Origin of the sequence: Oerskovia sp. NPDC060287, assembly GCF_042726775.1 — a bacterium.
Taxonomy (GTDB): Bacteria; Actinomycetota; Actinomycetes; order Actinomycetales; family Cellulomonadaceae; genus Oerskovia; species Oerskovia merdavium.
Genome location: NZ_JBHXBO010000033.1, coordinates 1 through 24417 on the forward strand (window position 1 = coordinate 1; position 24417 = coordinate 24417).

The 24417-nt window shown below is 71.9% G+C and carries 21 protein-coding genes; 5 read left to right on the forward strand and 16 right to left on the reverse strand.

Annotated elements, in window-relative coordinates; genetic code table 11:
* Positions 1-90: 90 nt before the first annotated feature.
* Together ACFWFR_RS04875 and ACFWFR_RS04880 are read right to left on the reverse strand one after the other, a co-directional pair.
* Complete coding sequence (locus ACFWFR_RS04875) at positions 91-288, reverse strand: YbdD/YjiX family protein (RefSeq protein ID WP_377616927.1); 198 nt, start codon at positions 286-288, stop codon at positions 91-93.
* Positions 289-298: 10 nt separating this feature from the next.
* A complete protein-coding gene (locus ACFWFR_RS04880) occupies positions 299-2584 on the reverse strand; it encodes a carbon starvation CstA family protein (protein WP_377621562.1) in 2286 nt (761 codons plus the stop codon).
* Between the two features lie 226 nt (positions 2585-2810).
* Here ACFWFR_RS04880 and ACFWFR_RS04885 point away from each other — a divergent pair, with 226 nt between their 5' ends.
* A complete protein-coding gene (locus tag ACFWFR_RS04885) occupies positions 2811-4415 on the forward strand; it encodes an ABC-F family ATP-binding cassette domain-containing protein (RefSeq protein WP_377621564.1) in 1605 nt (534 codons plus the stop codon).
* Position 4416: 1 nt separating this feature from the next.
* On the opposite strand, the gene ACFWFR_RS04890 is transcribed toward ACFWFR_RS04885, so the two are convergent.
* Positions 4417-5313, reverse strand: coding sequence for a glycosyltransferase family 2 protein (locus ACFWFR_RS04890; protein ID WP_377621566.1), 897 nt, complete (start codon positions 5311-5313; stop codon positions 4417-4419).
* 93 nt (positions 5314-5406) lie between these two features.
* Here ACFWFR_RS04890 and ACFWFR_RS04895 point away from each other — a divergent pair, with 93 nt between their 5' ends.
* The gene (locus ACFWFR_RS04895; RefSeq protein ID WP_377621568.1) at positions 5407-6000 is read left to right on the forward strand and encodes a DUF4240 domain-containing protein; all 594 of its coding nucleotides are present in this window, start codon (positions 5407-5409) and stop codon (positions 5998-6000) included.
* A gap of 117 nt (positions 6001-6117) precedes the next feature.
* Here ACFWFR_RS04895 and ACFWFR_RS04900 read toward each other — a convergent pair whose 3' ends face one another.
* Positions 6118-6708: a hypothetical protein gene (locus tag ACFWFR_RS04900; protein WP_377621570.1), complete on the reverse strand. Its 591-nt coding sequence runs from the start codon at positions 6706-6708 to the stop codon at positions 6118-6120.
* 301 nt (positions 6709-7009) lie between these two features.
* Between ACFWFR_RS04900 and ACFWFR_RS04905 the strand changes: the two genes are divergently transcribed.
* On the forward strand, positions 7010-7936 hold the full coding sequence (locus ACFWFR_RS04905; RefSeq protein ID WP_377621572.1) for a ketopantoate reductase family protein: 927 nt from the start codon (positions 7010-7012) through the stop codon (positions 7934-7936).
* A 69-nt stretch (positions 7937-8005) separates the two neighbouring features.
* Here ACFWFR_RS04905 and ACFWFR_RS04910 read toward each other — a convergent pair whose 3' ends face one another.
* The 8 genes from ACFWFR_RS04910 to ACFWFR_RS04945 all read right to left on the reverse strand — a co-directional run bounded on the left by ACFWFR_RS04910 (position 8006) and on the right by ACFWFR_RS04945 (position 17074).
* Complete coding sequence (locus ACFWFR_RS04910) at positions 8006-8431, reverse strand: hypothetical protein (RefSeq protein WP_377621574.1); 426 nt, start codon at positions 8429-8431, stop codon at positions 8006-8008.
* A 6-nt stretch (positions 8432-8437) separates the two neighbouring features.
* Positions 8438-8692, reverse strand: a complete 255-nt coding sequence (locus ACFWFR_RS04915; RefSeq protein ID WP_191804689.1) for a MoaD/ThiS family protein — start codon at positions 8690-8692, stop codon at positions 8438-8440.
* 41 nt (positions 8693-8733) lie between these two features.
* Positions 8734-9762: a GTP 3',8-cyclase MoaA gene (gene moaA / locus ACFWFR_RS04920; RefSeq protein ID WP_377621588.1), complete on the reverse strand. Its 1029-nt coding sequence runs from the start codon at positions 9760-9762 to the stop codon at positions 8734-8736.
* A gap of 86 nt (positions 9763-9848) precedes the next feature.
* Positions 9849-10319: a molybdenum cofactor biosynthesis protein MoaE gene (locus ACFWFR_RS04925; RefSeq protein ID WP_377621576.1), complete on the reverse strand. Its 471-nt coding sequence runs from the start codon at positions 10317-10319 to the stop codon at positions 9849-9851.
* Positions 10316-11023, reverse strand: a complete 708-nt coding sequence (gene narI / locus ACFWFR_RS04930; RefSeq protein WP_377616917.1) for a respiratory nitrate reductase subunit gamma — start codon at positions 11021-11023, stop codon at positions 10316-10318. Before narI ends, ACFWFR_RS04925 begins: the two co-directional genes overlap by 4 nt.
* A 3-nt stretch (positions 11024-11026) precedes the next feature.
* Positions 11027-11785, reverse strand: a complete 759-nt coding sequence (gene narJ / locus ACFWFR_RS04935; RefSeq protein WP_377621578.1) for a nitrate reductase molybdenum cofactor assembly chaperone — start codon at positions 11783-11785, stop codon at positions 11027-11029.
* On the reverse strand, positions 11782-13308 hold the full coding sequence (gene narH, locus ACFWFR_RS04940) for a nitrate reductase subunit beta (RefSeq protein ID WP_191804680.1): 1527 nt from the start codon (positions 13306-13308) through the stop codon (positions 11782-11784). Before narH ends, narJ begins: the two co-directional genes overlap by 4 nt.
* A gap of 1 nt (position 13309) precedes the next feature.
* Positions 13310-17074 carry a nitrate reductase subunit alpha gene (locus tag ACFWFR_RS04945; protein ID WP_377621580.1) on the reverse strand — a complete coding sequence of 1255 codons (3765 nt, stop codon included), beginning with the start codon at positions 17072-17074 and terminating at the stop codon, positions 13310-13312.
* Positions 17075-17259: 185 nt separating this feature from the next.
* Here ACFWFR_RS04945 and ACFWFR_RS04950 point away from each other — a divergent pair, with 185 nt between their 5' ends.
* Positions 17260-18048: a metalloregulator ArsR/SmtB family transcription factor gene (locus ACFWFR_RS04950; protein ID WP_191804678.1), complete on the forward strand. Its 789-nt coding sequence runs from the start codon at positions 17260-17262 to the stop codon at positions 18046-18048.
* 113 nt (positions 18049-18161) lie between these two features.
* On the opposite strand, the gene ACFWFR_RS04955 is transcribed toward ACFWFR_RS04950, so the two are convergent.
* From ACFWFR_RS04955 to ACFWFR_RS04970, 4 genes are all read right to left on the reverse strand, one after another.
* Positions 18162-19466, reverse strand: a complete 1305-nt coding sequence (locus tag ACFWFR_RS04955; RefSeq protein ID WP_056647091.1) for an MFS transporter — start codon at positions 19464-19466, stop codon at positions 18162-18164.
* A gap of 656 nt (positions 19467-20122) precedes the next feature.
* Complete coding sequence (locus ACFWFR_RS04960; protein ID WP_377621581.1) at positions 20123-20974, reverse strand: TrmH family RNA methyltransferase; 852 nt, start codon at positions 20972-20974, stop codon at positions 20123-20125.
* Positions 20975-21365: 391 nt separating this feature from the next.
* Positions 21366-22625 carry a glycosyltransferase family 2 protein gene (locus ACFWFR_RS04965; RefSeq protein WP_377621582.1) on the reverse strand — a complete coding sequence of 420 codons (1260 nt, stop codon included), beginning with the start codon at positions 22623-22625 and terminating at the stop codon, positions 21366-21368.
* Between the two features lie 6 nt (positions 22626-22631).
* Positions 22632-23639, reverse strand: coding sequence for a phosphodiester glycosidase family protein (locus ACFWFR_RS04970; RefSeq protein WP_377621584.1), 1008 nt, complete (start codon positions 23637-23639; stop codon positions 22632-22634).
* 203 nt (positions 23640-23842) lie between these two features.
* Between ACFWFR_RS04970 and ACFWFR_RS04975 the strand changes: the two genes are divergently transcribed.
* Positions 23843-24403: a hypothetical protein gene (locus ACFWFR_RS04975; protein WP_377621586.1), complete on the forward strand. Its 561-nt coding sequence runs from the start codon at positions 23843-23845 to the stop codon at positions 24401-24403.
* Positions 24404-24417: the final 14 nt, after the last annotated feature.

The window sequence follows — 24417 nt, forward strand, 5'->3', positions numbered from 1 at the left end:
CCCGCCACCTTCGGCGGCGGGTCCTCCCGACGATATCGCCGTCGCGCCTCTTGTCGGGGCGGGACGGTGGCCGTTGCCGCCCGCTCCGGTTCAGCAGCAGCGCGCGCCGGGGTTGCGGTCCTGGTCGTCCATGCGCTGGCGCCAGAACTGGCGCTCGGTCACGACGGCGACGTCGGGCCCGTGCGCGGCACGGTGGTGCTCCACGTAGACCCGGTAGGCGTCGTCGCCCATGAGCTGGCGGACGTACCAGGCCGTGCCCCTCGCCGCGCGGGCGAGCGCGTCGCGCACGGGCCCCACGTCAGTGCCCCGCGCCCGAGGACACGGGCTGCTTCTCGGGCGGGAGCTGGGCCCACTCGGCCTCGATCTCCTTCTCGGTCGCCGTGGTCAGGAGCCCAGCGGGGGCGAAGCGGCGCGAGGCCACGGGCTCGTCCTCGTGGTTCTCCCCGCCGCCCGCACGCAGCGCCTTGACCGTCGTCACGAGGGCCGCGATCATCACGACGATCGCGAGGACCACGAAGATGATCGACAGCGTGCCCTGGACGAACGTGTTGCGCACGACCGCCTCCATGGCCTCGACCGACTTCGCGGTGCCGAACGACGTCTCGCCCGCGGCGAGGGCCTCCTTGAACGCGTTGTGGTTGGCCCAGTACCCGACCGCCGGGACGGGCGAGAAGATCTTCTCGAACGACGCGGTGATGGTCACGACCGCGGTGAACGCGAGCGGCACCGCGACGATCCAGAGCCAGCGGAAGTACGACCGGCCACGCTTGGCCACGATCGCCAGGACGACCGCGAGCGCGATGGCCGCGAGGAGCTGGTTGGCGATGCCGAACAGCGGGAAGAACGTGTTGATCCCGCCGAGGGGGTCGGTCACGCCGAGGTAGAGGATGCTCCCCCACCCCGCGACCATGACCAGGGTGCAGAACCACACGCCGGGGCGCCACGTGACGTCCCGGAACTTCGGGACGACGTTGCCGAGCGAGTCCTGGAGCATGAAGCGCGCGACGCGCGTGCCCGCGTCGACCGCCGTGAGGATGAACAGCGCCTCGAACATGATCGCGAAGTGGTACCAGAAGCCCATCATCGAGGCGCCGCCGAACAGCTGCTGCATGATGTGCGCGAGGCCCAGCGCCAGGGTCGGGGCGCCACCCGTGCGGGACACGATGGACTCCTCCCCGACGGCCGCCGCGGTCGAGGACAGCATGTCGGGCGTGAGGTTCACCCCTGCCAGGCCGAGCGAGTTGACGAACGCGACCGCGCCCTCGATGGTCCCGCCGGTCGCGGCGGCCGAGGCGTTCATGGCGAAGTAGATGCCGCGGTCGAGCGAGATCGCCGCGACGAGAGCCATGATCGCGACGAACGACTCCATGAGCATGCCGCCGTACCCGATGAAGCGCGTCTGCCGCTCCTTCTCGAGCAGCTTGGGCGTCGTGCCCGAGGCGATGAGCGCGTGGAAGCCCGAGAGCGCGCCGCACGCGATCGTCACGAACAGGAACGGGAAGAGCGACCCGGAGAACACCGGACCGGTCTCGCCGCTCGCGAACTCGCTGACCGCGGGGACCGAGATCTCGGGGCGCACGATCACGATCGCACCCGCGAGCATCACGATCACGCCGACCTTCATGAAGGTCGACAGGTAGTCGCGCGGTGCCAGGAGCAGCCACACGGGCAGGACCGCGGCGATGAAGCCGTAGACGATGATGCCGATCGCGATGGTCGTGCGGTCGAGGTGGAACAGGTCCGCGCCCCACGGGGTGTTCGCGACCCAGCCGCCGCCCACGATCGCGGCCATGAGGAGCACGAAGCCGATGATCGAGACCTCGGTGATGCGCCCGGGGCGCAGGTAGCGCAGGTAGACGCCCATGAACAGGGCGATCGGGATGGTCATCGCGACGCTGAAGACGCCCCAGGGGCTCTCGCCCAGGGAGTTGACGACCACGAGCGCGAGGATCGCGACGATGATCAGCATGATGAGCAGCGACGCGACGATCGCGGCCGTGCCACCGATGCGCCCGAGCTCCTGGCGTGCCATCTGACCGATCGTGCGGCCGCCGCGGCGCATCGAGAAGAACAGGACGACGTAGTCCTGCACGGCTCCGGCGAAGATGACGCCGACGATGATCCAGACCGTGCCGGGCAGGTAGCCCATCTGCGCGGCCAGGACCGGGCCGACGAGCGGGCCGGCGCCCGCGATCGCGGCGAAGTGGTGCCCGAACAGCACGCGGCGGTCGGTCGGGACATAGTCCTTGCCGTCCGAGCGCACCTCGGCGGGTGTCGCACGCCGGTCGTCGGGGCGCGTGATGTACCGCTCGATGACCTTCGAGTAGAAGCGGTAGCCGATGAGGTAGCTGCACACCGCGGCGAACACGAACCAGATGGCGTTGACGGTCTCGCCGCGCACGAGCGCGAGCATGACCCAGGCCACGCCGCCGAGCAGCGCGATCCCCGTCCACAGCGCGATCTTCTGCCAGGTCCAGCGAGGCTTGAGCGCGGACTCCGGGACCGCGGTCGGCGGGAGCGTCGGGTCGGGCGAGAGCCCGTCGTCCGGGACGGCCTCCGCGGTCGATCGGATGTCTGTGGTCATCGGTTCTCTCTCCCTCAGGTCGCGTCGTTGCGTCCGACCGGGAAAGGCTAGGGACAGCGGAGGTCCGTGATCCACGTCACGTCGACGGGCGGTCGAGGTGTGCGACGAGCGGTAGCCGGCCTGCGACGAACGGTCGCCGTACGGCAGCCCGCAAGGGTGCGGACAGCCCGCCCGCGTAGTGTTCGGGGTCGTGCCGACGTCCGGCACGGTGCCCGAGAGGACCCCTGTGAGCCTGATCCGCCTGAACGCCGTGAGCATGCAGTTCGACGACAAGGTCGTGCTGCGCGACGCCTACCTCAAGCTCCGCGAGGGCGAGCGCGTCGGGCTCGTGGGTCGCAACGGCACGGGCAAGACGACGTTCCTCGAGCTGATCCTGGGGCGCAAGGAGCCCACGGCCGGGACGGTCGACGTCAACCTCGGGGTCACGATCGGGTACTTCTCGCAGTTCTCGGAGCTCGCGGGCCACCGCAGCGCGGCCGAGGAGCTCAGCGCGTTGTTCGCCGACGTCCATACGACGCAGGAACGCCTGGACGCGATCGGCGAGCGTCTCGCCGAGCCCGACCTGATGGACGACGGCGGCGACGAGATGACCCGCCTCCTGACCGAGCAGGCCGACCTGTTCGAGCGCATGGACGCGATCGACGGGTGGTCGTACGAGAACACGATCGACACGGTCCTCACGCGCCTCGGGTTCGACGCCGAGCGGCGCGTGCTGCCCGTCGACCAGCTCTCGGGCGGCTGGCGCAACCGCGCGGCGCTCGCACGGATCCTCGTGCAGCGCCCCGACGTGCTGCTCCTCGACGAGCCCACCAACTTCCTCGACCTCGACGGCGTGCGCTGGATCGAGAACTGGCTCCAGACCTACCCGGGCGCGGTGCTCGTGGTCTCTCACGACCGTCAGTTCCTCGACGGGGCCGTCAACCGGATCGTCGAGATCGAGAACCGCCGCCTGCACGAGTACGAGGGCGGGTACTCCGACTACGTGCACGCCAAGCAGTCGCGCCTCAAGACGATCGAGCGACAGTTCGCGCACGAGGAGGAGCTGCTCGCGTACGAGGTCGAGGCCAGCGACGCCCGCAAGCAGGCCGCGAAGGACAAGAGCCGCGGCCTCAAGCGCAAGCTCGCCGACATCAAGAAGCGCCAGGCCCCGCGCCCGGTCGACCAGATCATCACCACGATCTACGCGGACCTCCACGTGAGCGACCGCCTGGTCGAGGTCGAAGGACTGACCAAGGGGTTCGGGGGCGCTCCGCTGTTCAGCGACCTGACCTTCTCGCTGCACCGCGGGGACCGCGTGGCCGTCGTCGGCGCGAACGGGTCCGGCAAGTCGACGCTCCTCGACGTGCTCACCGAGGTCACCCCGCCCGACGCCGGGCAGATCACCTGGAAGAAGAACTCGACGTTCGTCTCCTACAACCAGGTCGTGGCCGACCTCGACCTGGACGACACGGTCGCCCACGCCGTCAGCGCGGCGCCCGGCACGCTCGCCTACTCGGCGACCAAGAAGAACGTCAACCGGTTCCTGACCATGCTGCAGTTCTCCGAGATGGAGCTCAAGCAGAAGATCGGCACGCTCTCGGGCGGCCAGCGCGCCCGCGTCGCGATCGCGCAGTGCCTGCTGTCGGGCGCCTCGGTGATCGTGCTCGACGAGCCGACCAACCACCTCGACCTCACGAGCGCCCAGGTCATGGAGCGCGCGCTCGCGCACTTCCCCGGCGCCGTGGTCGTCGTGAGCCACGACCGCTACTTCATCGACAAGGTCGCCGACCGCCTCCTGACGTTCGACGGTGCGGGCAGCGTCGTCGAGACGGCCGCGAGCGGCGCGCTCTGACTCAGGGCTCCGGGAGGATGGCGGCACGGGCCGTCTGCGCACCGGCGCCCTCGGCGCGGGCCGTCGCGATCCGCACGACCGCGGCCATGCCGCCGTCGCCGTAGGTGGCGTCGTCGACCGGGACCTCCGGGTGGTCGAGCACCAGACGCTCCCAGGCGTCGAGCCGCGCGATCGACGCCGCTTCCTGGGCCAGGAGCACCGCACGCAGGTGCTCCTCGAACAGGGGGCGGTGCCGGTCGACCAGGTGACCGTAGAGCGCGACCCGCTTGTCCATGCTGCGCACGTTGGCCGAGGTCGGGGACGTGCGGTACTCGACGAGCGGCTCGGGCACGATCTCGATCCGACCGCCCGCCGCGAGCAGCGCGAGGAAGAAGTCCCAGTCCTCGAAGCCGTCCCGCATGCGCTCGTCGTAGCCTCCGGCCGCGCGCCAGCGGTCGCGTCGCAGCATCACGGTGGCCGGCGAGGCGTTGCGGTGGAGGAAGTCGACCGCCGCTCCCCCGGCGGGGCGGGCGATCGCGTGGGCGACGCCGTGCATGCGCAGCCAGGACGAGGCGCCGACGACGTCGGCGTCCTCCTCGAGGAGGGCCGCGGTCCGCTCGACGAAGGTCTCGGCGAGGCGGTCGTCGCCGTCCAGCACGACCGCGAGCTCGGTGGTCAGCAAGGACAGCCCGGCGTTGCGGGCCGCGCTCACACCCGCGTTCTCCTGGCGCAGGACCTGCACCAGGCCGTCGGCACGGAGCACGTCGAGAACCTCGAGCGACCATGCGTCCGTCGACCCGTCGTCGACCACGACGACCTGGTCCGGGGCCCGGGTCTGCCTCAGCACCGACTCGACGGCCTCTCGCACCAGGTCTCCCTGGTCGAACCCGGTCACGACCACGCCCACGGAAGCTCGCACGCCACGATGCTAGCGACCTCCCGGCGGGCCGATCACCGTGCCCCCGGACAGCCATGACCGTGCTTGTCAGTGGCGGTCCCTACATTTCCCGCCATGGACCACGACACCTTCTGGCAGCTCGTCGACGACGCCCGGACCCGTGCGGGGCAGGGGGCCGACGACCGCGGCGCACAGGACGACCCTCTTCCCAGCACGCTGACCACCCTGCTCGTCGAACGGCTGACGCCCGACGAGATCCTCGCGTTCGCGACCGTGGCCGACGCGGTGAGCTCAGCCGCCTACGCCTGGCCCGTGTGGGGAGCGGCCTACCTGATCGAGGGCGGGTGCAGCGACGACGGCTTCATGGACTTCCGTGACGGGCTCGTCCTCGCGGGGCGCGAGGTGTTCACCCGGACGGTCGCGGACCCGGACTCGCTCGCGGAGCACCCGGTCGTCCTCGGCATGGGCGGAGAGAGCTCCGGCTGGTTCGGGTACGAGTCGCTCGACTCGCTCGTGGGTGAGGCCTGGACGCAGGCGACCGGCCGCGACGACGAGGAGTACTACGCGGCGCGGGCGGCGGGGGCGTCGTCCTCCGGGCACGGCAACGAGGAGGTCTCCTCGGCCGACCCGCGCGGCGAGGTCTGGGACTTCGACGACGAGGACGAGAACCGCCGTCGGCTCCCGCGCCTCGCGGCGCTCTTCGACTGACCAGCGCTCAGGGCGTCGGCCCGCCACCGGGCCGGTCACGTCAGGCGGCCCGGCAGGGGGCGGGTCGGTGGCCGGTCCGGAGCAGCACAGGTCGGACCGACCGGGACCCGGACCGGCCTAGGCGACCGAGAGGTCCTCTTCCGCCTCGGGCGTCGGCGCCAGCCCGCCCAGGACCGCCGCTGCCGCACCGAGGACCAGCCCCACGCGCGCGTGCGGCGCCCGCACCCCGCGAGCGCGCAGGCGCTCACCCCACCGGTAGGCCACCTTCTCCCCCACCACGGCGAGCGCCGTCGTGACCCCGAGGACCACGACCGCTCCGGTGGCGACCGCGGCCTTGCCGGCGGGCGTGATCTCGACGGGCGTCAGCCCGTGCAGCGTGTTGTCCGGGACGTCACCCGAGTCGGCCTCGCCCGGGGCGGTCGCGCCGGCCACGGACGCGGAGGTACCGGCGAGCGCGCCGTCGTGCCCGGGCTCGCGTATGGCGTCACGCAGCCGCCGGACGCCCTCGAGCGCGTCCCGACCGTCCTCGGTCCGCAGGAGCAGGGCGATCCCGGACACCCCGCACACGGTCTTGAGAAGGGCTCTGGTGCTGCGCCGCTCGACGAGATCGGGCACGGTGTACCACGCGGCCGTCACGAGCCCGTAGACCGCGGCCGAGCGCGCGTCGAAGGTCCATGGGTGGGTGGTCTCGGTCTGGTTCACCGGCATCGCTGCGTCCCTGCTGTGCGTCGTCCGCACGTCGTCCGTCCCGGACGCGCGCCGGCACCTGCGTACCGGAACACGCCCACGGGCTGTCGTGCAGACACCAACGAGGCACCCCCACGGATCGTTCCACCGACACGCCGACGCGCACGCCCGGGGTCTGCCCGCCCGCGCAGCCCGGGCGCGCACGCCCACGCCGGCGCCGGGCCGTGACGACCCTCACCCCCACCGGGGCCGCGCCTCGGGCCGGGTCGACGCCCCGGCGTGGTCTCCTGGGACCTCGATCGTCGGGACGAGGGAGACCGTGGTGGGACAGGACGTGGCAGGGATCGTGGACGAGGCGGAGAACGTGGACCGGACGAGCGTCGCGGTCCTGGGTGCCGGCGGTGTCGGGGGGCTCGTCGGTGCTCTCCTGAGCCGGGCGGGCTCGGACGTGCGGTTCGTGGCTCGCGACGCCACGGTCGAGTCGCTGCGCGCGCACGGCCTGCGGGTCCGGAGCGGTCTGCTCGGGGACTTCGACGTCCCCGCCCGGGCGACGACGCACCTCGACTCCCCCGTCGACGTGCTGCTCGTCGCGGTCAAGCAGACCGGCCTGGCGGCTGCTCTCGACCTCGTCCCTCGGGAGACCCTCGGCGACGGGGTCGTCGTGCCGCTCCTCAACGGCCTCGAGCACCTGGACGTGCTGCGAGCCCGGTATGGCTCAGAACGCGTCGTGCCCGCGACGATCCGGGTCGAGTCGACCCGCGTCGCGCCGGGAGAGATCGTGCACGGCAGCCCGTTCGTCGAGGTCGACCTCACGGCGGGAGACGCGCCCCTCGAGACGGTCGAGGCGGTGCGCGCCCTGCTCACGGACGCGGGCATCACGACCACCGTGCGCGCCGACGAGGCGGCGCTCGTGTGGGCCAAGCTCTCGTTCCTGGCCCCGCTCGCCCTGCTCACCACGCGGCACGGCGCGACCATCGGCGAGGTGCGCACGACCCACCGGTCCGAGCTCGAGACGCTCGTCGCCGAGGTCGCCGCGGTGGCGGCGGCCTCGGGTGCTCCCGCGGACCCCGCCGCCTCGCTGGCGCTCTACGACAGGTTCCCTCCGGGCGCCCGGTCCTCGATGGAGCGCGACGCCCAGGCGGGGCGCCCCCTCGAGGTCGACGCGATCGGCGGCGCGGTCGTGCGCGCGGCGGAGCGCCTCGGGGTCGCGGTCCCGCTCACCTCGCGGCTCGTCGCCGAGCTCGGCTGACCGCCGAGCGGTGCCCGTCGACCGCCCGGCGACTGACCGCCGGGCGGGTTTCGTCAGGCACCCGACCGACTACCAGTCGGCGGGCACGACCCAGTGCCGCGGCGCCGCCTCGTGCTCCAGGAGCCTGGCCCGGACCTGCCTGCCGTGCAGCACCCTCTGCTCGGCCGTGAGCCCGTCGAGCCAGGCGACGTAGCGCCGCTCGAGGTGCCGGAACCGCGCTCTCCCGAGCGCGAGGACGACGACCGACACGAGCCACAGCGCCACGGCCAGGACTCCGGCGATGCTCAGGGCGGCGGGGACCGTCAGGAGCGGGTGGGCTCGGAGCCCGCACCACACGATCGCGACGGCCACGGTGAGCTGGCTCACGCTCGCCGCGAGCAGCCACCCGCTCGTGACCGGGCCGTGCAGACCCGCGCGCCGGTGGCCGCACGGGACGAACGTCGCGGCCGTCGCGTCGAGCGGCGGGAAACCCTCGGTCGCCGGAGGGTTCTGCACGGCGGGTCACCCACCCGCGAACGGTGGGAGGACGTCGATCGTCACGGGCTCGTCGACGGGGAGGGCGGCGGCCTCGGGCCGCAGCGCGCGCCCGTCCTGGAGGTAGGAGGAGACGACCTGCACCCGGCGCATGGCCTCGCCGTGGCGTCGGGCGCTCGCGCGGAGGGCGGCGGCCGGGCTCTCGGTCTCGATCACCTCCTCGTCCAGACCGTTCGCCGCGGCGCGGGCCGCGGCGTAGTAGCGCAGGGTGATGGCGGGCATCTCGGTGCTCCTTCTCGGGGGCGGGTCGGGGGAAGGGTGGGTCAGCCGCCGATCGCGGACATGCCGCGGGCGGGCTGCTCGAAGCCGGCGCTGCCGATGGTGTGGCCGGCGGCCTTGGTGCGGACCGCGAGGCCGAGCGCCGCCGCGATCCGGTCGTCGTCGGCTCCTGCGCGCAGGAGCGCCCGCAGGTCGGTCTCCTCGCGGGCGAACAGGCAGCTGCGGAGCTGACCGTCGGCCGTGAGCCGGATCCGGTCGCACGCCCCGCAGAAGGGCCGCGTCACCGACGCCACGATCCCGACGACGGCGTCGGTCCCGTCGACCCTCCAGCGCTCGGCGGGTGCCGCGCCGCGCGTCGGCACCGGGGCCAGGTCGAACTCCCCGGTGAGCGAGGCGAGCACCTCGTCGGCCGTGACCATGCCCTCGCGGGTCCAGGTCCGGCCCGCGTCGAGGGGCATCTGCTCGATGAAGCGCAGCTCGTAGCCGCGGTCGACCGCGAACCGCAGGAGGTCGACCGTCTCGTCGTCGTTGACCCCTCGCACGAGCACGGCGTTGAGCTTGGTGCCCGTGAAGCCCGCCCGGTCGGCCGCCGCGAGCCCGTCGAAGGCCTGGCCGAGCCGGTCACGCCGGGTCAGCCGCTCGTACCGGTCGCGGCGCAGGGTGTCGAGGGACACGTTGAGGCGGGCCAGCCCCGCCGCGCGGAGCGGGTCCGCGAGCGCCGCGAGGCGCAGCCCGTTGGTGGTCATCGACACCTCGGGGGCACCGGGGAGCGCGGCCAGCCCGGCCACGATCTCGACGATGTCGGGCCGCAGCAGCGGTTCGCCACCCGTGAGGCGGATCTCCTCGATCCCGTGGCGCACCGCCACGGCGGCGACCCGCGTCATCTCGGCGACCGTGAGGAGCTCGTCGGAGGGCAGCCACGGCATGCCGTCGGCGGGCATGCAGTAGGTGCACCGGAGCGAGCAGCGGTCGGTGAGCGAGATCCGCAGGTCGCGATGACGCCGCCCGAACCCGTCGACGAGCCCGGGGGCGTCCCGTCGGTCCGTGCCCGCCGGCGTCGCGCGCCCGGGCACCGCACGACCGGACGCGACGTGCCCGGCGTGCGCGGCGCCGTCGGGCACCTCGCTGCCGACCGGACGCTCGACCGTGACGACCCCGCTCACAGCGCCCCGACCCACTCGTGCGTGCCGTCGGCGAAGACCTGTCGCTTCCACACGGGCAGGGAGGCCTTGACCTCCTCGACCAGCTCGCCGCACACCGCGAAGGCCTGGGCACGGTGCGCGGCGGACACGCTTGCGACGAGCGCGACGTCACCGATCGCCAGGTCGCCCACGCGGTGCGACACCGCGACCCGGACCGCACCCGAACGGGCTGCGACCCGCGCCGCGATCTCGCCGACGAGCCGGTCGGCGTCGGGGTGCGCCTCGTAGGTGAGCGCGGACACCGCGCGGCCGTCGTCGTGGTCGCGCACCACGCCCGCGAACGTCACGACCGCCCCGGCGCGGTCCGAGGCCACCGCGCGCTCGTGCTCGGCCACGTCGAGCACGGACTCCCCCACGCCCGCGAGCACCACGAGCGCGTCGGCCGCCACCTCTGTCACGGCGTCCGCCGGGGCGCCGCCCGCGCTCACGCCCGCACCTTGCCGCGCCCCGGCGCCGCGGAGCGCTGGCGGTAGACCACGTACGGCCGGGCGAGGTACGCCACGGGCACCGACCACACGTGCACGAGCCGCGTGAAGGGCCAGATCGCGAGGAGCAGGCACGCGAGCACCGCGTGCCAGCCGTAGACCGCGGGCGCCGCGGTGATGAGCGACGGGTCGGGCTGGAGGACGAAGAGCTGACGGAACCAGACGGAGACCGTGCCGCGGTACTCGTAGCCCGAGCCGAACACGTTGATCGCGACGGTCTGCCACATGCCGACCCCGATCTCGACCGTGAGCAGGGCGTACAGGACCCGGTCCATGGGGGTCGTGACCACGCGGATGCGGTCCGAGACGTAGAACCGGCGCAGCAGCAGGATCACGAGGCCCGCGCACAGCACGACCCCCGCGACGGTCCCGGCCGCGACCGCGACGACGTGGTAGACGTGGTCGGAGATCCCGAGGGCCCGGGTCCACGACGTCGGGATCAGGAGCCCCGCGGCGTGCCCGAGGATCGCGAACAGGGCCCCGAAGTGGAACAGGGGCGATCCCCAGGCGAGCCAGCGCTTCTCGAGCACCTGGCTCGTGCGGGTCGTCCAGCCGAACTGGTCGTTGCGGTACCTCCAGACGTGCCCCACGACGAAGATCGCGAGGCAGACGTACGGCAGCACCACGAAGAGGAGGGTGTCCCACATGAGTCAGCGTCCTTCCGGGGCGCAGGTGAATTCCGGGGGGCCGAACGGCGCGCCGGGCGTGTCGGTCCAGCTCGCACCCCCGTAGGGCATCGAGGCGATCTCGAGCCCCGCGTCGTCGGTGGGCGGTCCGCTGAGCGCGAGCTGGTCGACCTCGGTGCGCTGACGGTCGGAGACCGGGCCCAGGAGGTCGCTCACCGCCTCGAGGATCTCGCGGTAGTGCGAGCCGCGGTCGGCGAGCGAGCGACGGATGAGCTCGATCCCGCCGCGGTGGGTCCGCAGCGGCGCCTCGCCCGCCCCGGTCCCGGCGCGCGACGCGAACTCGAGCACCATGGGCAGGTAGTCGGGCAGCTCGCCGTCGTCGGGGGCGAACCCGCACGCGCGGTAGCGCTGCTTGAGCGCGAGGAGCGCCATGCCGCGCTGGCGCGTGTCGCCGTGCAGGTAGTAGCTGAGGAACAGCGACGACTTGCGGCGCAGGTCGAACGTCTCGACGTAGTGAGCCCGCGCGGCGCGCGGCTCCAGCCGCGCGTGCTGGTCCCAGAACGTCTGCAGGTGCGCCGCGGGGGCCGAGGCGGGCAGGGCCGCGACGGCCGCGCCGATCTCCTGGGCGTCGGCGTACCAGGCGTCGTCGGGGTAGGCCAGCAGGATGCTGGCGAGCGCGAGGACGTCGGACCGGGCCGGGACGTCGACGAGGTCCTTGCGCCGCGAGCGCCGCAGGAGCGGGATGATCGCGCGCCTGCCCGACGGCGGAGCCTGGGTCGTCATGACGGCCTCCGGACCTGCAGGGGTACGGACACGGGGCCGCCGCGTGTCGCGGCCGCGCTCATGCCGGGCCCGCCCGGGTTGTCGAGCGAGCAGCCCGAGGCCCACGAGGCCATCTCGGCCGCGTCCTCCTTGTGCGCCGCGGGGATCACGTAGCGGTCCTCCATCTTGGCGATCGCCAGGAGGCGGTACAGCTCCTCGACGTCCTCGGCCGTGTACCCGACCTGGTCGAGCAGGGCCTGGTCCACGTCGCCGTCGAGCGTGCGCCGGCGCATGTGGCTGCGCATCGCGGCGAGCTTCATGAGGACCCCCGCGACGACGTCGACGTCCCCGGCCGAGAAGAGGCTCGCGAGGTACTCGAGCGGGATGCGCAGCGACGCGATGGTGTGGAACACGTCGTCGGCGTCGGCGTCGTCCTTGCCGAGCTCGGTCGTGACGTCCAGGACGGGCGAGAGCGGCGGCACGTACCAGACCATGGGCATGGTGCGGTACTCGGGGTGCAGCGGCAGCGCGACCTTGAACTTCTGGATGAGCTTCCAGATGGGCGAGCGCTGCGCGGCACCGATCCAGTCCTCGGCGATGCCGGCCGCCCGTGCCGCCGCGATCACCTCGGGGTCCGTGGGGTCGAGGAAGACGTCGCGCTGGGCGTCGAGCAGGTCCTTCGGGTCCTCGACGGACGCCGCGGCCTCGACCGCGTCGGCGTCGTAGAGCACGAGGCCGATGTACCGCAGGCGGCCCACGCACGTCTCGGCGCACACGGTCGGCTGCCCCGCCTCGATGCGCGGGAAGCAGAACGTGCACTTCTCGGCCTTGCCCGTCTGGTGGTTGACGTAGACCTTCTTGTAGGGGCACGCCGAGACGCACATGCGCCACCCGCGGCACTTGTCCTGGTCGACCAGCACGATCCCGTCCTCGACACGCTTGTACATGGCCGACGACGGGCAGGCCGAGACGCACGCGGGGTTGAGGCAGTGCTCGCAGATCCGGGGCAGGTGGAACATGAACGTCTGCTCGAACGAGAGCTTGACCTTGTCGACCATCGACGCGAGGTTGGGGTCCTTCGAGGCGATCTGCGGGGAGCCGCCCAGGTCGTCGTCCCAGTTGGGCCCCCACGTGATCTTCATGTCCTTGCCCGTGATCGCGCTCTTGGGGCGTGCGACCGGGATCTGCGGCGAGTTCGCCGGCGCGGAGATCAGCTGGTCGAAGTCGTACGTCGCGGGTTCGTAGTAGTCGTCGAGCCCCGGGAGGTCGGGGTTCGCGAAGATCGACGCGAGACGGCGCAGCCGGCCTCCCGAGCGGAGCCGGAGCCGGCCCTTGCGGTCGAGCTCCCACCCGCCGTGCCACCGGTCCTGGTCCTCGTACCCGCGCGGGTACCCCGTCCCGGGCTTGGTCTCCACGTTGTTGAACCACACGTACTCGACGCCGTCGCGGTTCGTCCACGTCTGCTTGCACGTGACCGAGCACGTGTGGCAGCCGATGCACTTGTCGAGGTTCATGACCATCGCTACCTGCGACATGACCCGCATCTCAGTACTCCACTTCCTGGTTGCGCCGACGGATGACCGTGTACTCGTCGCGCTGGTTGCCGGTCGGCCCGTAGTAGTTGAAGGCGTACGTGAGCTGGCCGTACCCGCCCAGGAGGTGCGTGGGCTTCATCATGATCATCGTCAGCGCGTTGTGGATGCCCCCTCGCTTGCCCGACGCCTCGGCCTTGGGCACGTCGATGTTGCGGTCCTTCGAGTGGTACATGTAGACCGTGCCCGTGGGCATGCGGTGCGAGACCACGGCGCGGGCCACGACCACGCCGTTGCGGTTGACCGCCTCGATCCAGTCGTTGTCCGCGATCCCCGCGGTCCGTGCGTCTTCCTCCGAGATCCAGATCGTGGGGCCCCCGCGCGAGAGCGCGAGCATGTACGGGTTGTCCTGGAACTGCGAGTGCATCGACCACTTGGAGTGCGGCGTCAGGTAGCGCACGGTGACCTCGGTCGAGCCGGGCTCGCTGAAGCCCTGGTGACCGAAGTGGCGCGCCATGTCGAGCGGCGGCCGGTAGACCGGGAGCTGCTCGCCGAGCTCGGTCATCCAGTCGTGGTCGACGAAGAAGTGCTGGCGCCCCGTGAGCGTGTGCCACGGCTTGAGCCGCTCGACGTTGACCACGAACGGCGAGTAGCGCCGCCCGCCCTGCTCGGAACCCGACCACTCGTAGCTCGTGAACACGTTCTGCGGGCCCGTGAGGGTCTGGGCGAACGTGACCTGGCGGTCGTGGTTCTCCTCGGCCAGGTCCGCGAGCGGCTTGCCGACCCGCTTCTCGAGGGCCTTGAAGCCCGCGACCGAGACCGCTCCGTTGGTCGTGCCCGACAGCGCAAGGATCGCCTCGCAGAAGTGCGCGGCGGTCTCGAGCGAGGGGCGGCCCTTCGCGACGCCGTCCTTGCGCACGCCGTTGGCCTTCGCGAGGAACTCGACGGCCTGCTCGGGGACCACCGTGACCCCCTTGGTCGTGGTGCCGACCTTCGAGATCAGCGGCCCGACGGCGCGCATCTTCTCCGCGATCTGGGTGTAGTCACGCTCGACCACCACGAGGCGCGGCATCGTCACGCCCGGCACGGGCTCGCACTCGCCCTTGCGCCAGTCGAGCACGACGCCGCCCGGCTGGGCCATCTCGTCGGGGGTGTCGTGCGTGAGCGGCGCCGCGATGACGTCGGTGCGGGTGCCCAGGTGGGTCTTGGCGAGCTCGGAGACCTTGTCGGCGAGCCCGAGGAACGCGTCGTAGTCGGTCCGGGCCTGCCACGGAGGTGCGATCGCGGCGTTGAGCGCGTGCACGAACGGGTGCATGTCCGTGGTCGAGATGTCCTGCTTCTCGTACCAGGTGGCCGCCGGCAGCACGACGTCCGCGAAGAGCGACGTCGAGGTCATGCGGAAGTCGATGTTGGTCAGCAGGTCGAGCTTGCCCTCGGGGGCCTCGTCCCGCCAGACGACCTCCTCCGGTCGACGCTCGGGCGGGGTCTCGTGCGCTCGCAGCGACGAGTCGGCGCCCAGCAGGTGCTTGAGGAAGTACTCGTTGCCCTTGGCCGAGTTGCCGATGAGGTTCGCGCGCCAGACGGTCAGGACACGCGGGAAGTTCTGCGGGTCGTCGGGGTCCTCGACCGCGAACTTGAGGTTCCCGCTGCGCAGCTCGGAGACCACGTGGTCGGCGACCGGGACGCCCGCGGCCGCGGCCTCGTCGCACAGGTCGAGCGGGTTGCGGTCGAACCCGGGGTGCGAGGGCGTCCAGCCCATGCGGGCCGCCTGGGTCAGGCAGTCCATCATGCTGCGGTCCTTGAGGGTGCCGGGCCCCGTCGGGGACGCGAGCTCGTCCGCCCCGAAGCCCTCGTAGCGCCACTGGTCGGTCGCGGTGTACCAGAACGCCGTGCCGGCCATGTGGCGGGTCGGTCGCTGCCAGTCGAGCGCGAAGCCCATGTGCTGCTGCCCCGTCACGGGTCGGGCCTTCTCCTGGCCCACGTAGTGCGCCCAGCCGCCACCGTTGACGCCCTGGCACCCCGTGAGCGTCAGGAGCGCGATGAACGTCCGGTAGATGGTGTCCGCGTGGTACCAGTGGTTGGTCCCCGCGCCCATGATGATCATGGACCTGCCCTTGCTCACCTCGGCGTTGCGCGTGAACTCGCGCGCGATCCGGGTGCACTGCTGGGCCGGGACCCCGGTCAGGGACTCCTGCCACGCAGGGGTCCCGGGCGACGTCGGGTCGTCGTAGCCCGTGGGCCACGCACCGGGCAGACCGTCGCGGCCCACCCCGTACTGGGCCATGAGCAGGTCGAACACGGTCGTCACGAGACGTCCGCCCACGCGGATCGCGGGGACTCCGCGCAGGACCGAGGTCCCGCCCTCGGTCTCCCCCACGTCGAACCGTGGCAGCTCGACGACGACGCCGCGGGCCTCGGTGCCCGCGTGCGTCAGGCCCAGGAGGCTCAGCGCCGGGTCGTGGTCCTCGAGGTCGAGGTTCCAGCGACCCACACCGTCCTCGGTCCACCGGTCGGCCAGCGTGCCGTTCGGCACCGTGAGCGCGTCGGCGGCCGTGTCGAGGAAGACCGGACGGAACTCGGGGCGCTCGCCCGTCGCCCCCGCGACGGGCAGCCCGTCCAGGTCGGCCGCCGTGAGGAACTTGGCGGGCCGGAAGACCGGGGCGGGGGCGCCGTCGGGCCCCGTGGTGTCCGGGGATGCCGAGGGCGGCGCCTCGTCGAGCGTGACCAGGAAGGGCGCGTCCGTGTACGTGCGCGAGTACGCCTCGAAGTAGGGGACCTGACGGTCACGGTAGAACTCGGTGAGCAGCACGTGTCCCATGGCCTGCGCGAGCGCGCCGTCCGTGCCCGGGGCGGGCGCGAGCCAGTCGTCCGCGAACTTCACGTTGTCCGCGTAGTCGGGGCTGATCGCGACGACCTTGGTCCCCTTGTAGCGGGCCTCGGCGAGGAAGTGCGCGTCGGGCGTGCGCGTCACGGGGACGTTCGAGCCCCACATCATGATGTAGCTCGAGTTCCACCAGTCGCCCGACTCGGGGACGTCGGTCTGGTCCCCCCAGATCTGCGGGCTCGCGGGCGGCAGGTCCGCGTACCAGTCGTAGAAGCTCAGCAGCGTCCCGCCGATCATCGACAGGAAGCGGGTCCCGACGCCGAAGCTCGCCATCGACATGGCCGGGATCGGGGTGAAGCCGACGCAGCGGTCCGGCCCGTACGCCTTGATCGTGTAGACGTGGGCCGCGGCCATGATCTCGGTCGCGAGCTCCCAGTCCGCACGGACCAGACCGCCCTTGCCGCGGGCCTTCTTGTAGAGCGTCGCCTTGAGCGGGCTCTCGACGACCTCGGCCCACGCGAGCACGGGGTCGCCCAGGCGGCAGCGCGCGTCGAGGTACATGTCGAGCAGGACGCCGCGCACGTACGGGTAGCGCACGCGCGACGGCGAGTACGTGTACCAGGAGAACGAGGCGCCGCGCGGGCAGCCGCGCGGCTCGTACTCGGGGCTGTCGAGGCCCGTCGTCGGGTAGTCGGTGCCCTGGTGCTCCCAGGTGATGAGCCCGTCCTTGACGTACACGTCCCACGCGCACGACCCCGTGCAGTTCACGCCGTGGGTCGAGCGCACCACCTTGTCGTGCGCCCAGCGGTCCCGGTAGAACCGGTCCCACTCCGAGGGGTTCGTCTCGATCATGGCGTGCGCCGAGTCGAACACCTCCGTCTGGGGGAAGTGGCTGCGCGTCGTGAGCAGCTTTCTCATCAGGGGCGACATGGCCGCCTGGTCGTCGATGGTCATGGCGAGAGCTCCTCGGGGACTGCGTGGGGGGCGTTCGACGCACGGGCGACGGAGGCACCCGGGAGGGGGCTCCGTGCGGCGGACCGGCCGCGCGTGCGAGAGTTGTCGTGTCGAGCGCAGCGGGCGGGGGCACCCCTGCGGCTCGGGACCAGAGATCCAGGAACGGGAAGAAGTGGGGCGAGCACGTGCCCAGACAGCACGTCAACGGTGGGTTCGACGGCACGACGGGTCGCAGCAACCACGGCGGACGGCGGACGCACGTCATCCAGCTGCTGCGCGACTCCAAGGCGCCGGTGTCCGTCCAGGACATCGCGGAACAGGTGGGCGTCCACCAGAACACCGCGCGGTTCCACCTCGAGTCGCTCGTCGACGCGGGCCTGGCCGAGCGCACCCAGCAGACCCGCACGACGCCCGGACGTCCCAAGGTCCTGTATCGCGGCACGCTGCCCAACCAGACGCACGAGCGCGCTCAGGCCTACCGTCTCCTGGCCGAGGCGCTGACGACCGCGGTCGCGGACAACGTGCCCGAGGCCGGAGCCGTGACGTACGCCGTGGGCCGCACGTGGGGCCGCAACCTCACCGAGGCGCCCGAGCCCGACGAGGTCGTCGACGAGCGCGAGGTCTCGGCCCGGCTCGTGTCCAAGCTCGACGCGCTCTGGTTCGCCCCCACGCTCGGCGACGAGCCGGCTGCGCAGGTCGCGTCGCCGGGAGGCGCGGGCATGGACGCGCTCGTCCTCAACAACTGCCCGTTCGTCGCGACGGCCCGCTGCACCCCGCAGGTCGTGTGCTCGCTGCACGCGGGGTTCATCAACGGCGCGCTCGCCGAGCTCGGGTCGAGCCGGCGCGCGACCGCCCTGGTCCCCCAGTTCGGGGAGCACCACTGCGTCGCCCGGCTCGAGACGGTGGACGTGGGGCGCCACGACGAGGCCGCGCAGATCCCGATCCTCGTGGCGGGCCGGGTAGCGCCCGCCTGACCGGGGCGCACCCGACCGGGGCGCTCCCGGCGTGGCCGCACCCGGCCGGGCCTCGCCCGAGGGGGCGAGGCCGGGCGCGGGGCGTGCAGGACGCACTGCTGACGGGCGCACGGTCAGCTCTTGGCCTCGGCGCCGGGGCGTGCGTAGAAGTGCCAGGCGATGCCCGCGCACAGGAGCGCGTAGGCGATGATCCCGCCGAACACGGCCGTCCTCGGCAGGTAGTTGAACAGCATCGAGAACAGGAACGGTCCGAACGCGGCGATCGCGGCCGTCCAGCCGATCACGCCACCCGCCTGGCGGGCCGGGAAGATCATGGGCATCTGCTTGAACGTCGCGGCGTTGCCGACCCCGCAGAAGAAGAAGATCAGGACCATCCCGGTCATGAAGATCGGGAGGCTGGGCGTCTCGCCGTCCGCGACCGTGACCTGCCCGAACAGCACGAGCCCGGCCGAGGCTGCGACGCCGATCCCGGACACCACGGTCCACACGCCACCGCCGAAGCGGTCGCAGAGCGGCCCCCAGCACATGCGGGCGAGCGAACCGACGAGCGCGCCGAGGAAGACCCAGGTCAGGTACTCCGGGCCGAACTGCTGCTTGAGCAGCATGCCGAACGTGCCGGCGAGGCCGGAGAAGATCCCGAACGTCAGGACGTACTCCATGGTCATGAGCCAGGTGTGCTTGTTCTGGAAGATGTCGAACTGCTGCTTGAGGTTGGCCTTGACCGGCACCGACTTGAGCAGGGTCCAGGCGAGCACGACCCCGACGACCGCGAACGGGATGAAGATGAGCCCGGGGTTCTGGAGCCAGACCTGGCGCGGCTCGGCGTTCTGCGGGTGCGCGAGCTGTCCGGCGAGGCCGAACATCCCGAACCCGATGGCCCACGGGACGACGAACTGGACGACCGAGACGCCGAAGTTGCCGATCCCGGCCTGCAGGCCCAGAGCCGTGCCCTGCTTGCTCTTGGGGAAGAAGTACGACGTCGAGGGCATGTAGCCCGAGAAGACGCCGCCACCGAGGCCGGCCGCGAGGGCCAGCGCGACGAGCAGCGCGTACGAGGGCTGCGTCGGGAGCATCACGACCCAGGTCCACCCGACGAACGGGATGATCATGAGGAGCGCGGACAGCGTGAGCATCTTGCGGGTGCCGAGCATGGGCGGCAGCATCATCCAGACGATGCGGAGCAGACCGCCCGTCAGGCCGGGCATGGCGAGCAGCCAGTACGACTGGCTCTCGCTCAGGTCCCACCCGGTGACCGTGCCGAGCGTGGGGATGAGGGCCCCGGGCAGGTACCAGATGATGAACGCGAGCATGAGGTTGAACGTCGTGACCCAGAGCGTGCTCCAGGCGACCTTCGAGTCCCAGCGCTGGGGGTCGTTGGGGTCCCAGTCGAGGAGGTCGCGGCGCGCGTCGGTGCTCACCTGGTGTGCTGGTCTGGGGGCTACGTCGGCTGTGACCACCGGGTGTCTCCGTCCGAGAAGTGGGGGCGTGGGGCACCCAGAACTTATGAACGAATCGACTCGTGGGTAACGGGACCTTGGTCCTGACCGCGCGCCCTTGGTCCTGAACCGGGACAGCGGCTTCCGAGCCCGCCTGACCTGCTGCTTTGCAGGGGCGGGGCGTTGTTGCGGATCAACTCGGGCGGGCTGGGGGCCGGGACGCCCGTGGGGCCCGACGGTGGGCCGGGCCAGGCCCGCGGGCGGCGGGCCGAGGAGGGCGTTTCGCCCGAAGAACGGCTGCTGACCGAGGGGCTCGGCGAGGAGGCCGCCACTTTGTGCCTTCCGTCACAATCGACGTCCTGCGAGGTCAGGCGGCGTGATGGGGCTCTGTATCGGGGCCGGTTCCCGGGTGCCCGACCGCGTCGCTCACGCGCTCATCCGGTCAGTAGTTTCTGCAGGGCCACCTCGTCGTGGCGGCTCGCTCGACATCAGCGGCACGAGCGGTGCTCAGCGACGGTCACCCTGCCAACGATGGGTGTGCTTTCTGCGGAGCCACCACCATTGTTGCGGCTCCGTGAGAACCCCTCCCGCCCTCACGACCCGGCGCGACCCACGGGACGGCGCCAGTCAGGCGACCACTACGTGCGCGTCGCCCAGAACACCACCGCGGCGCTCGCCGCGACGTTGAGCGAGTCCACTCCCCCGCTCATCGGGATCTTCACGACGTGGTCGACGGCCGCGAGCGTCGAGCGGTGCAGGCCGTGCCCCTCGGTCCCGAACACGAACGCCGACCTCTCGTCCCCGCGCGCGACGTACTCGTCGAGCGTCAGCGAGTCGTCCGACAGCGCGAGGGCCGCGACCGTGAACCCGTGCTCGCGCAGCTCCTCGACACCGCCCGGCCAGGTCTCGAGCCGCGTCCACGGGACCTGGAACACCGTCCCCATCGACACCCGCACGCTGCGCCGGTAGAGCGGGTCCGAGCACCGCGGCGACACCAGGACGGCGTCCACCCCGAGCCCCGCCGCTCCCCGGAAGATCGCGCCGACGTTGGTGTGGTCGACGATGTCCTCCAGGATCGCGACCCGTCGTGCGCCCTGCCCGTCCCGGGCGGTCGTGAGCAGCTCGTGCACGCTCGGCAGCACGGGCCGGTGCATGGCCGCGAGCGCGCCGCGGTGCAGGTTGAAGCCGGTGATCGACTCCAGGACGGCGGGCTCGGCGATGTACACGGGCACGGGCGCACCCGTGCCTCCGGGCCCGTCGTCCAGCCCGACGGCGGAGATCGCCTCCTCGAGACCCGGGAGCCACTTCTCGGCCATGAGGAACGACCGCGGCCGGTGCCCGGCACGGAGCGCACGGTGGATCACCGTGGTGCTCTCGGCGATGTACATGCCCTTCTCCGGCTCGTTCTTCGAGCGGAGCTCGACGTCCGTGAGGTTTGTGTAGTCGGCGAGGCGCGGGTCGGCCGGGTCGGTCACGTGGATGATCTGCACGCTCAGATTCTCCCGCACGGACGGAGCGGGTCTGCATCGGGCGACTGCCGGCCCCTCTCGCACCGACCCGGCTCGGTGCTCGGTGCTCGGTGCCCACCTGTGCCGAGCACGAGGTTGCGGTCGTTCTGACGACCTCCGCGACCTCAACCTCGTGGTCGAGCGCGCGGAACCCCGTGCTCGACGGTGAGCCTCGTGGGGTCCCGGATCTCGGCCCGCTGCCGAGCATGCGGTGGGCGTCGATGTTCGGGCCGATCACGACGAGAACCGCATGGTCGGCCGACGCCGACCGCATGCTCGGCGCCGAGTCAGCTCCTCGCCCCACGGTGACCTTGCCACGGTCCGCCCCTGCGCCGAGCACGAGGTTGCGGTCGTTCTGACGACCTCCGCGACCTCAACCTCGTGGTCGAGCGCGCGGAACCTCGTGCTCGACGACCGACCGCCCAGAGGCCGCGACCGACCCGACCGGTGCAGGCGTCCCGGTCGGCACCGTCGACGCACGGGCCGTCGGCCCTTCTCCGTCGCCTGGCACCGGGGCACCACCCGGCACCCCCGGGCGGAACACCACGCGCCTCTGCACCTGATAGCTCGTCGCGAACAGCAGTATCTCGGTCAGGACCTTCGCCGGCAGCAGCGCGAGCCCCAGCCCGGTCAGACCCCAGAGCATCCCGTACCCCGCGACCAGCAGCCCGACCGCGAGCGCCGCGTACCGCAGCGCGGCCCGCCGCCCGTGACCGGGCCCCTGCCCGCGCCCCCGGTCGCCCGCCGTCCCAGCACCAGCACCAGCACCAGCACCAGCACCAGCACCAGCACCAGCACCAGCACCAGCACCAGCACCAGCGAACACCCGCCGGTTCACCAGGAAGTTCACGGCGCCGCTGAGCCCCCGCGCTCCCACGACGGACACGAGCAGCGACCCGGTCACGGCGTCGAGCACCAGGAGCGCCGCGGTGTCGATCCCGAACGCGAGCAGCGACGACAGCGAGAACGCGAGCAGCGGCGCGTAGATGCGGGCGGAGTCGGCGAGCGGCCGGAAGTGGGACGAGGAGTTGTCGTCGAGGTAGATGGTCTCGATCTCGACCTCGACCACGGGGCGCCCCTCGCGCGCAGCGGACAGCAGCACGTTGAGCTCGTACTCGTACCGGTCGCCGCGCACGTCCAGCAGCCACCCGATCATCGAGGCGGGGTACCCGCGCAGGCCGGTCTGGGTGTCCTGGACCCGCAGCCCGGTCGCCGCCCGGAACAGCCACCGCGTCACGGTGTTGCCGAACCGGCTGCGCACGGGCACGTCGCCGGCGAACGCGCGCGCCCCGAGGACCACGGCCCCCTCGCCGTCGGACACCCGCTCCCCGACCCGCAGGACATCAGCGACTCGGTGCTGCCCGTCGGCGTCGGCGCACACCACGTCCTCGCCGGGCCAGCGCCGCGCGACCTCGGCGAGACCGCGCCGCAGCGCCGCGCCCTTGCCACGGTTGGCCGCGAACCCGACGACGACCGCTCCGAGGCGTGCGACGTCGTCGAACACGGGGCGGAACCTCGCCCCGCTGCCGTCGTCGACCACGACGATCCCCCGCACCGCGTCCGTGGCACGCAGGTCGGTGACCAGCTGCACGAGCTTCCCGTCCGGCTCGTAGGCCGGGACCAGCACGATCACGGCCGCTCACTCCCCGACGTACAGGATGTCGGAGGTGCCTCGTTCGGCGCCGCGGCCGAGGGGGTCGTTGACGAGCTCGCCGTCGTAGTACATGGTCGAGGACCCGCCGCCGTCGAGGTTGTACGCGGTCGTGGCGCCCAGGTCCTGCATGATCTCGGCGAGCTCGGTCATGGTCACGCCGCGGCTGTACCCGGCGCTGCGTCCGTCGACCACGACGAAGACGAGGTGGTTCTCGTCGATCACCCCCACGGCGGTCCGCGGCTGCTCGCCCTGGATCGAGTGGTTGCCGACGTTGGTGTCGACCTCGACGTCGTCGATCCCGTCGATCACCTCGCCGTCCTCGAGCAGGGCTGGCCCGAACGACAACGTGTTCCACACGCCCGCGTCCACGAGCTCCTGGGCGGTCGTGGTGGTCTCGTCGTAGACCTCGACGCTCCCGTCGCGGTAGAACGCGAGCCCCTCGCGAGCCCCTTCGTCGCGGTAGACGACGCCGTTGCGGATCACGATGCCAGTGGACCGGAAGCCGTAGTAGTCGCCGTTGATCGCGAAGAGCGCGTCGTTGTCGGCCGCGATGTCGGAGGTCTTCTCGGTGATGTTCTCGCCGTACGCGTCCTGGGCGAACGCCGAGCGCAGGTCGGTCGCGTCCCCCAGGACGACGTCCGCGACGTAGTACGTCACGGTGTCGTCGCCCGTGCCCTCGACGACCTGGCGCACGCTCACGCTCGTCCCGTCGGAGGACGAGGCCGCCCCCGCGTCCGAGGTGCCCGACGACGTCGCCGCCTCCGCGGAGCCGCTCGCCGAGGCCTGGCTCGCCTCGTAGGCCGAGACGTCGGCGATCTCTACGTGCTCGACCACGAACCGGTCGAGCGCCCACGCGGTCGTCCCGCCGAGGGCCAGGGTGAGGGCCAGCCCTCCGCCGAGCAGGAGCCGCCGTCGACGCCGCCGGGGTGGCGGCGCGACGACGGGCGGCTCGGGGGCGGACGAGGTGCTGGGCTGCGGGTCGTGGAAGGTCATGCCTCTGGTCTACGGACCTGGCGTGTGCCCTCCGCAGGTGCGGGCTGAGCGGTCGCTGTGAGGTCCGACCTGACAGCATCGCGTGATCCCGATCACGCGGAATCGCTCCCAGGGTGACCGCGGAATGAGACGTCGCTCACTCTTGGACATCCGTCCCCCTTATGCATACTTTCACCCGGGTTCCCGCGTGATTTCATGGATGCATGAGAAAGCAGATGCTGGCACTTGCGGCTGTGGGCGCTATCGCGCTCCTGAGCGCGTGCGCGACCGACACGGCAACCGACAGCGGTTCCTCGCCCGACGAGACCCCCACCGGCGCCACGAGCGCCGAGGTGTGCGCGAAGTACTTCGACGGCGGCGACCAGTCGCTCGCGCAGCGCGTCACCGACGAGCTCGAGTACGACATGACCGCCCTCACCGAGGACGAGTCGAACGCCATGCGCAGCACCAACATCCAGCTCGAGGCCGTCCTGCGCCTCGCTGGACCCGAGGACGCCAACGCCCTCATCAGCAGCATCAAGACCCCGTTCCAGATGGCCGACGACCTCTTCAAGGGCACCGGCGACAGCATCGACACGACGGGCGTCACCGAGGCCGTGGCCGAGCTCGAGTCGCTCTGCGCCGGCGCGGGCTCGCGGGGCGCCGTCGCGACGAGTCCGCCGACTTCTACGCCGAGGTCTGGGGCCTGGAGGTGGTCGACCGCGACCAGGACACCGCCTGGCTGCGCGGGACCGGCGACGAACACACGACCTTGTTGGGGCTGAAGCCGAACTCGGCG